At 34.3% G+C, this 8,892-nt stretch carries 5 protein-coding genes; 1 reads left to right on the top strand and 4 read right to left on the bottom strand.

Annotated features, from left to right (window positions below):
* From infB to EA652_RS06825, 3 genes are all read right to left on the bottom strand, one after another.
* Positions 1-2,325 (bottom strand): translation initiation factor IF-2, encoded by a 2,325-nt coding sequence (gene infB, locus EA652_RS06815; protein WP_007548684.1) that lies wholly within the window; start codon positions 2,323-2,325, stop codon positions 1-3.
* A 9-nt stretch (positions 2,326-2,334) separates the two neighbouring features.
* Entirely contained in the window at positions 2,335-3,897 is a 1,563-nt protein-coding gene (nusA, locus tag EA652_RS06820) for a transcription termination factor NusA (protein ID WP_006280282.1), read from the bottom strand.
* Positions 3,898-3,985: 88 nt separating this feature from the next.
* Positions 3,986-7,060, bottom strand: coding sequence for an efflux RND transporter permease subunit (locus EA652_RS06825; RefSeq protein ID WP_007548685.1), 3,075 nt, complete (start codon positions 7,058-7,060; stop codon positions 3,986-3,988).
* A 175-nt stretch (positions 7,061-7,235) separates the two neighbouring features.
* On the opposite strand from EA652_RS06825, the gene EA652_RS06830 reads away from it, so the two are divergent.
* Positions 7,236-7,976 carry a hypothetical protein gene (locus tag EA652_RS06830; RefSeq protein WP_006280262.1) on the top strand — a complete coding sequence of 247 codons (741 nt, stop codon included), beginning with the start codon at positions 7,236-7,238 and terminating at the stop codon, positions 7,974-7,976.
* 3 nt (positions 7,977-7,979) lie between these two features.
* Here EA652_RS06830 and EA652_RS06835 read toward each other — a convergent pair whose 3' ends face one another.
* Positions 7,980-8,717: a type I glutamate--ammonia ligase gene (locus EA652_RS06835; protein WP_006280263.1), complete on the bottom strand. Its 738-nt coding sequence runs from the start codon at positions 8,715-8,717 to the stop codon at positions 7,980-7,982.
* Between the last annotated feature and the right edge of the window lie 175 nt (positions 8,718-8,892).

An 8,892-nucleotide genomic window follows, 5' to 3' on the forward strand; every position in this document is an offset into this window, starting at 1 on the left:
CTATAATACCCTTTCTTCTTGCACTAATTGATAAGCTTCTAAAATATCTCCAACTTTAATATCGATATTACCCTCTAGTGATACTCCGCATTCAAAGTTTACACCTACTTCTTTAACATCATCTTTAAATCTACGTAGTGCTTTTAACTTTCCTTCATGCACCAATTTGCCACCACGCATTACCTTAATTAAAGAATCTTTTCTTATGACTCCATCACTTACATAACATCCAATGATATTACCAGCTTTAGATACGTTAAATATTTGCCTCACAGATGCAAAGCCAACACGAACCTCTCGTGTAACAGGCTTTAACATTTTAGTTAAATACATTCTCATGTCGTCAATGAGCTCGTATATTATGTTATAAGTATGTATTTCTATACCTTTTTGTTTTGCCAAGTCCCTTATTTTTGAGTCCACTTTTACATTAAAAGCTAAAATTACTGCACTTGATGCTTCTGCAAGCAGCACATCTGAATCTGTTATCCCTCCTACTGCTTTGTGTAGGATATTTAATTTCACTTGGTCTTTACCGAGTTTATCAATTGAACTTGATATTGCTTCAATAGAACCAGTTACATCGCACTTTAAAACTACAGATAGTTCTTCTGTTTCGCTGTTATTACGACTGAATATATCTAAATTATTGTCGCCCAAATCTTCTTTCTTTTTCTTGATTAACTCTAGCCTGTATTCAACAATTTCACGCGCCTGCTTTTCAGAATTTATAACAACAAATTTATCTCCAGCATTTGGCACACCATTTAGACCAGTAATTTCAATTGGAGCGGAGGGTAGTGCTGCTTTTTCTCTTTGACCGAGGTGATTAACCATACTACGTACTTTGCTGTATGTTGTACCAACTACCAATATATCACCAACCTTTAACGTTCCTTCCTCAACTATCAATGTGGCTGATATTCCTTTCGCTTTATCTATTTTGGATTCTATTACCCATCCAAGTGCTCGACAATCTTCTATTGCTTCTAGCTTCATTAATTCAGCGATTAACAAAATCGTCTCTTCTAGTTTATCTAAATTAGTTTTCTTTTTTGCTGATACTGGCACAATCATAACATCACCACCAAGCCCTTCAGGGATGAGATCATATTGAGGCAAACTATTAATTATTTTTTCTACATCACCAGGCTCAGATTTATCAATTTTATTAATAGCAACTATAATGGAAACATTTGCTGCTTTTGCATGATTTATTGCTTCAACTGTTTGTTTCATGATTCCATCGTCAGCTGCAACTACTATTACAACTATATTAGTAATATTGGCACCACATGCACGCATCGCAGTGAACGCTTCATGTCCTGGTGTATCAATGAAAGTAATTTTTTGCTTATCTTTTGTTATTATTTGATAAGCACCTATGTGTTGAGTTATGCCACCTGACTCTCTTTCTGCAACATTAGATTCACGAAATGCATCGAGCAATGAGGTTTTACCATGATCGACGTGTCCCATAAAAGTGACGATTGGTGGTTTAGGTTTTTTAGGCAGGCTTTCTCTGCCTTCTATAAAAAATAAATCCTTTTCTTTGTTGGCATCGCTCACTCGTTTAGCCGTATGATTAAATTTTTCCACTATTTCACATGCTATATCTGGATCCACCAGATCATCTACTCTATAACTCTCACCGACTTCTTCTTTGAACATTTTTAGCACACTCTTGCTATCTTCTGCCATGCGAATAGATAACTCCCTGATAGTTATTTTGTCTGGTATAATAACTTCTCTTGATATATTTTTACCCTTAGTAAACTTTGACTTTCTACCTCTTATACCAAACCTTTGCTTAAATACAGGGGGTTGTTCAGTTTTTTCATCTATTGCCTGTGCAATTACCAGTTTAGAATGCTTAGAATATATATCTTTGTTGACTTTAAAAGACTTTTTATCGTTGTCCTCATGGTCAATACTATCTTCTTTTGGTTCAACTAAGTGGGTATTACTTAAAACTTGCTTATTTATTTCCTTAGATAAAGCGTCCGCTTCATTTTTCTCGTCAGTCTCTTTATTGCTGTCTTCTTTTGCTGTTTTCTCTTTTTCTTCTCTCTGATTTCTTTCTTTCAGCAAAGCAGCATTCTGCACAGCATTAATGCGAAAAATTTGTTCTTTCTCTGTTAAAGAACCTAATTTACTCTCGTCAAATAAATTATGTTCTTCTGCATCATGAGATTTTTTTCTTCTTTTTTTTACTACTGTAGCTCCAGTACTTGGGCTAGCTGAAGAGTTTAAATTGAGGTCTAATTTAAGCTTGCTTAAACCTTGGAGCGTTAATTTTTTATCACTGATATCTTCATTATTCATATTATTTTATTATATTAATCCAAGCTTTTTACGTGCTTCTATGATTATTGAATCTACTATATCTTTTAGATCTTCTTTGCTATCGGATGAGGAAGAGAGTATGCTGCAAAACTCATAACTTGATAAATCTGCTATGTCCTCTAAAGTCTTAATATCATGCTTACTAAGAGCAATTTTATTGTCTATTGATAAAGTTAAATTGATTACATCATCCTCCATACCTAAACTTTTTAGCTCTTCTATTTTTCTATCATTTTCTGCTTTCAGGTACTTATTTGCTCTATTGTGAAGTTCGTTTGCAATATCTTCATTAAAGCCCTCTATTGAAGCAAGCTCTTTAATTGAAGCGCTAGATATGTCTTCTACACTTGAAAAACCTTCTGTTACCAATAGCTGACCCATAATCTCTTCTAAGTTTAAAGCTTCAGCAAATAAAGCTGAACATTGACTAAGTTCTTTACTTCGCCTTTCTGATTCTTGCTGAGTGCTTAATATCTCAATTTTCCATCCAACAAGCTCTGAAGCTAATCTTACATTCTGGCCCTTTTTTCCTATAGCTAAACTCAATTGATCTTCAGCAACTATTAACTCTATGCAATTTTCATTTTCATCAATAATAACCTTCGATACTTCTGCAGGAGTAATGGCTTTGATAACAAATTGACCCAAATCTGAGGAGTAATTTATAACGTCAATTTTTTCACCATTTAATTCGTGTATAATAGTTTTTATTCTATCTCCCTTAACTCCAACACAAGCACCTACTGGATCAATGTTCTTGTCGGGAGAGAAAACGGCAACCTTAGACCTTGAACCAGCATCTCTAGCTATACCTTTAATTGTCACTAATCCGTCAGCAATTTCTGGTATTTCTTGATTTAATAATGCCTCCAAAAAGCCTTCATGAGTCCTAGAAAGAATAATTTGACGTCCATCATCAGAACGCTTAACAGTCTGTATGTAAGCTTTAACCTTATCACCTTCACGAAATGATTCACCACCAGTTAAATTTCGCAATGGAAGATATGCCCTAGTGCCATTTATGTCTATAATAAGATCTGAATATTCTACTTGTTTAACAATACCATACCTTATTTCTCCCACTTTATCTTTAAATTCCTCATATTGCTTTTTTGACTCTTCATCTTTAATTATTTGAGCAATCGTTTGCTGGGCAATTCTTGCTGAAGCAAGATCAGTGTTAAGAGAGAGCAATTCACTAACAGTATCTCCAACTTTTGCATCTCCTTTTATTAATTTAGCTTGTGTAAGCGTAATTGATTCACACTCAGTATTCTCTTTTTCATTTGATTCATCATCAATAACTTTTAGTTTTCTATATGAAGTAACTTTGCCTGTGTTTCTATCTATATCAACTACAATTTTACTTTTGCTACCATATTTTTGATGAGCCACTGCTTCTATAGCACTTTCTAGTGCCTTTATTACAACATCAAAATCTAAACCTTTTTGAAGTGAAAGCTCTCCTGCTGTTTTTATTACATCAAGGCTTCCAACTATGTTATTCTTGTTACTTTTCTGCTTAACACTGCTTTTACGATTAGCAATCATAATAAATAAATCCAATGTAATTAGTTATAATTATAGCTCCAACGGGCAAAGAACACTATCTTAAATGTTAAATGATTGCTAATTTAAGTCAAGTTTTTTCATGTTTTTGTATAACAAGCAACGCAGGAGTAAAGAATAAAGTTAAAACCGTTGCAGCCAATATTCCACTTGCTATGGTTGTTGAAATGTCAACCCACCACTGGCTTGATGGAGCATCATATGTGATTTGTAGCGTAAAAAAATTGATATTTAACCTGGTAATCATCGGTATTAAACCAAGAACTGTGGTTGCAACGGTAAGCAATATTGGCCTAACGCGAGAAATTGCAGCGTTTATTACACATCGCTTGATGTCATTTTTGTGTACCTTAATTTGGTGATGAAAGGCATCAAGCAATAGTATGTTATTATTTACTATAATTCCCGCCAAAGCAATTATCCCCACTCCACACATAACAACTACGAAAACTTGTTGGATAAGAAAGAAAACAAAAAACACACATGTTGTGGATAAAAACACTGCTGTCATTACGATAAATGTATGGTATACATTATTAAACTGTGTCACTAATACCAATATCATTAGTGTAATCGCTAATATAAAAGCCTTTAACAAAAATGCTCCTGATTTTTGTTGATCTTCTTTGTCGCCTTTAAAATCAATTTTTACTCCCTTGTCCCAATCCTGGGCAATAGAATTCTGAATGAACTTTACTCTTTCATCAACAAGATAGCCAGTATCAACGTCAGCAGAGATTGTCACTGTGCGTAATCCATCAATCCTGTTTAGTTTGTTTACCTTTTTTTCGGGAGCATATTTTACTATATTGCTCATAGGATACGGGCCATTAACTGTATTGATAAAAAGATTGTCTATAGTCTTCATGTTGCGATCCTTTCCAGGGAAACGGAGTACAATATCGATTTCTTCATCCGTGTTATTTGGTCTATATTTTCCAATCAACACTCCATTTGTAACCATCTTTATAAAATCGCCAATGGTTGCAACACTTACTTCAGAGCTTGTAGCCTTATTCTTATCAACACTCATATTCCACTCTATTTCAGGTGCTGATCTGCTATCTTGAATATTTATAAACCCGGATGAAGGTTGGTTCATAATTTCTAGAATTTTCTCTGCTGCTAAATTCAAACTGGATACACTCCCGCTGAGGTTAATTTGTATTGGCTTGTCAGCCGACGGTCCTGGCTTTTCCTCTTGAACATTAATTATTATTCCTTTCATGTCTTGCACACTGCTCCTTATATCATTTAGTATGTGCTTAGCTTTGCGCCTGAAGCGCCAATCCATAAGTTCTAGTTGTATTCTGGCGATAACGTTGTCTGAAAATGCTCCTGATCTAGCATAAGAAACATGAATTTCTTTTTCAATGCTCAAAATGCGTTCTTCCACTTCTTTGAGTATCAGATCTCGTTCTTTGGCTGATAAGCTTTCTTTTGCTTTAACACTGATTAAAATATTATCTGAATCCACTTTCGGAAAAAACTTTACTCCAGGACCAAAAGTAAAGTACAGCACACTAAATGAAAACAAAACGAATACAGTAGCACATACGAATTTTTTAGGATGATCCAAAACCTTCTCTAGCATGCGTACGTAAGCTCTTATTATAGGCCCAGCATTTTTTATTTCACCACTTTCTATAGCACTCATTTTTTTTATTTCTTTTTTTGAAGTTATCGAAGGCTTACCAAATATTGCACCAAGTGTTGGTATAAAAACCAAAGCCATAATGAGCGATCCAGTCAAAGTTAGGATTATTGTAATTGGTATGTACTGCATGAATTTACCAACAGTATCAGGCCAGAATAATAGAGAAAAAAACACTGCTAATTTAGTTAACGTTGATGATAGAACCGGATAAAACATATCACGAACTGAAGTGTAAAAAGCTTCTACTTTGTTCATTCCGCAGATCATCTTTCTATCGGCATATTCGCTGATCACAATTGCATCATCAACCAGCATGCCAACAGCCATAATTAAACTGAAGAGCACAACGATATTTAAGGTTATACCCATAAAGTAAAGAGCTATTATCCCAATGAGAAAGGAACCGGGTATCGAGAGTGCCACAAGAATAGCAATCCTTGTTCCCATAGAAAGCATCATTATGATCAATATTAACAACACAGCAAATATTATGCCGTTTTCCAAGTCATCAAGCACATCGCGGACGTTTTTTGACTGGTCGTTTAAGTACACCACTTTTAAATTTTCAGGTAATTGATCTTTTGCCTTATCCATTAAGTATTTTACTTGATTTACTGTGTCTATTATGTTTTTTCCGTTACGTTTTGAAATTTCTAGCATGACACTAGGTAATCCATTAATGCGAGCAAATCCTTGGTGATCCTCAAACCTAGGGTATACTTTTGCTATATCTTTGATTCTCAAAACTGCATCGCCTTGAGATCTAATAGGAATATTCATAATATCTTCTATATCTTTTAATAACCCTGATATTTTAATCGAATATTTACCGGTATCATTTTCCAGTGACCCAGCTCCCACTAGTCTGTTATTGCTTGATATAGCTTGGAATATTTCGTTTGATTGAATGTTATATTTTGTTAGAACTGTGGGCTCAACTATCACTTCCACTGTTTCTTTACGCATACCTGCCACTTCAACTTTGAGAACATTTGGCAGAGATTCTATTTCTTTCTTTAGCTTGCGTGCTATTTCAGTTAAGGCTCTTTCTGGCAAATTACCAATTAAGCCGACATTGAGTATCGGAAATAAGCTCAAGTTTATTTCATTGATTATCGGAGATTCCGCTTCAACAGGTAACTTCGATTTTATGTTTGAAAGCTTTGAACGAACATTATCGAGCACTTCTTTATTATCATACTCTGTTCCAAATTCGAGTATCATGTGAGCACCATCATTAGTTGCAAAAGCTCTCAATTCTCTTACACCTTCGATGGATCTTAGTTCATTTTCTATAGGAAGCACTAATAGCTTTTCACTATCTTGAGCAGAAATCCCAGGAAGTCCAACAAACACGCTGATTATAGGAATCTGTATATCAGGATTGCTTTCCCTTGGCATTTTTACATAAACGTATGAACCGAAGATAAAAATTACTATAAGTAATAATACCACCGCCCTGTTTCGCTCTATGAGTAAGCTCTGCATGTTGAATGTTAGCTGAATATGTGTGTTTGTACAATATTATAGTCGAGATACATTGCATATTAATTAATCCTTGTGTAGCTTTAAAACTTTATGCAAATAATTAAAATTTTCGCAAAATTGCAAGTATAAGAAAATTCCTGTATAATAATTCTAGAACAGTATTTGAGAGGTTATTATGGTGGCAATTCTAAATATAACAAAAGGCAAAAATAAAGTTATTGTGTCTGGATTAGCTGGAGCTTTATCAGCTTTAATATTTTTAACAGCAATCCACATTGCCGCAAAGATAGCCATTATCGTTTCTGCTGCTGCAGTTACTTACTTATTACTTTCGCTGATTCATAAAATAAGAACTAAAAAAGAACAGCCTGAAATTACTGGTGTTTCAGGAGAGAAAGTTTCAGAAGATGAAGGGTATAGCAGTGTTGATGAAGGTGAAGAAAAAGATACCGCAAAAGAACCAGAAAGAACTGAAACTGAGTTAGAAGAAGAAATAATAAGGAAAAGAGCACAAGAACGCATGGAGAAAGGATCACTTGGTGGTCCTATAAATGCGTTTGGCGAACCAATTCATGTGACTATAGATGCTGAAAATAGTAATCCTGTTGATTATACAAAAACTATGGTAGTGCCTGAGGAAATTATTCTTAGCATGCTAAATGATAAAACTCTTACACAAAATAACTCTAGCTCTATAAAGGATCAGATGAAACCTCTTCCTGAGCACATGGATGTGCCTGGTAATCCACTTCCTGGGCAAGTGTTAAGCAATCTAGAGCTTGAATCTAAAAGCACGCAGAAACTATCTGCTTTAGACTTGCTATTACAGTGCAAAAATGTAGATAATGATGTAAAAAAAATGCTAAAACAGCCAATTACCCAAAAGGGGTTTAACGGATTAGGATTTGATAGATAGTTGTTATATTAACCTCTCCATCTCATATTGAGGATCAGATGCAATGCCGTAGACCCTATTTGGCGGAGCAATTTTGTTCTCTATACCAAAAACCATACCTTCAATTATTGCTGTGAGTACTTTTTCAAGGTCACAATCTGCTCCGGGAACGCGGTGCTCTAGGCGGCATCTTTTGAAATCGTTGCCAAAATAGGGAATTCTTATCGCAGCAGTTCTGTTATTTACTCCCCAACTAATCGTAGTTGGAGTGTGAATATCCGGATACTGAAATCTTAAATATGAATCATCATTTGGAGCAAAAAACAACATATGTTTTTTCATCATTGCACATAATCCACCAATACTATGAATCAGATAGTCACTGTACTTTTGCTCATTGATATAAAATAAGTTACCGTTATTTGAATTCACGAGATTAACATGCACATTTAATGCACTGCCTGCTCTATCCAAATAAGGCTTTGCTTTAAAAGAAACATTCCCACCTAGTTTTTGTGCTGTTTCAGTAAGTGATTGTTTTGCTAACTCAAAATGCTTAATTAAATTGTAGGAGTTCGTATAACAACCACTTTTTATCTCATACTGATGTGTAGAATTCTCCTTCTCGCAAGAAAATTCAAGAGATGCTATTTTATTTTTGATGCTATTCAGAAATAAGTATTCTTTTTCTATTCCTTCAATGTAAAACTCTAGTTCAATACCGAATACAGCATAACAACTCAAATTACTTAATATAATCATAAATTTGCTTCAGTAAATCTATATTAGGTTAGCTATATTTATATGAATACTTTACTTATTTGCCAGTAAATTTAACATCTTATTTATACATAATGTATTACTGTTTTTAATAGCATGCTTCTAATCCTCGATACAAGCGACATTTACAAATTTTTCATTTTTTTGAAATAAAAAT

It is taken from the genome of Wolbachia endosymbiont of Drosophila ananassae, assembly GCF_008033215.1.
In the GTDB taxonomy this organism is placed as follows: domain Bacteria; phylum Pseudomonadota; class Alphaproteobacteria; order Rickettsiales; family Anaplasmataceae; genus Wolbachia; species Wolbachia pipientis.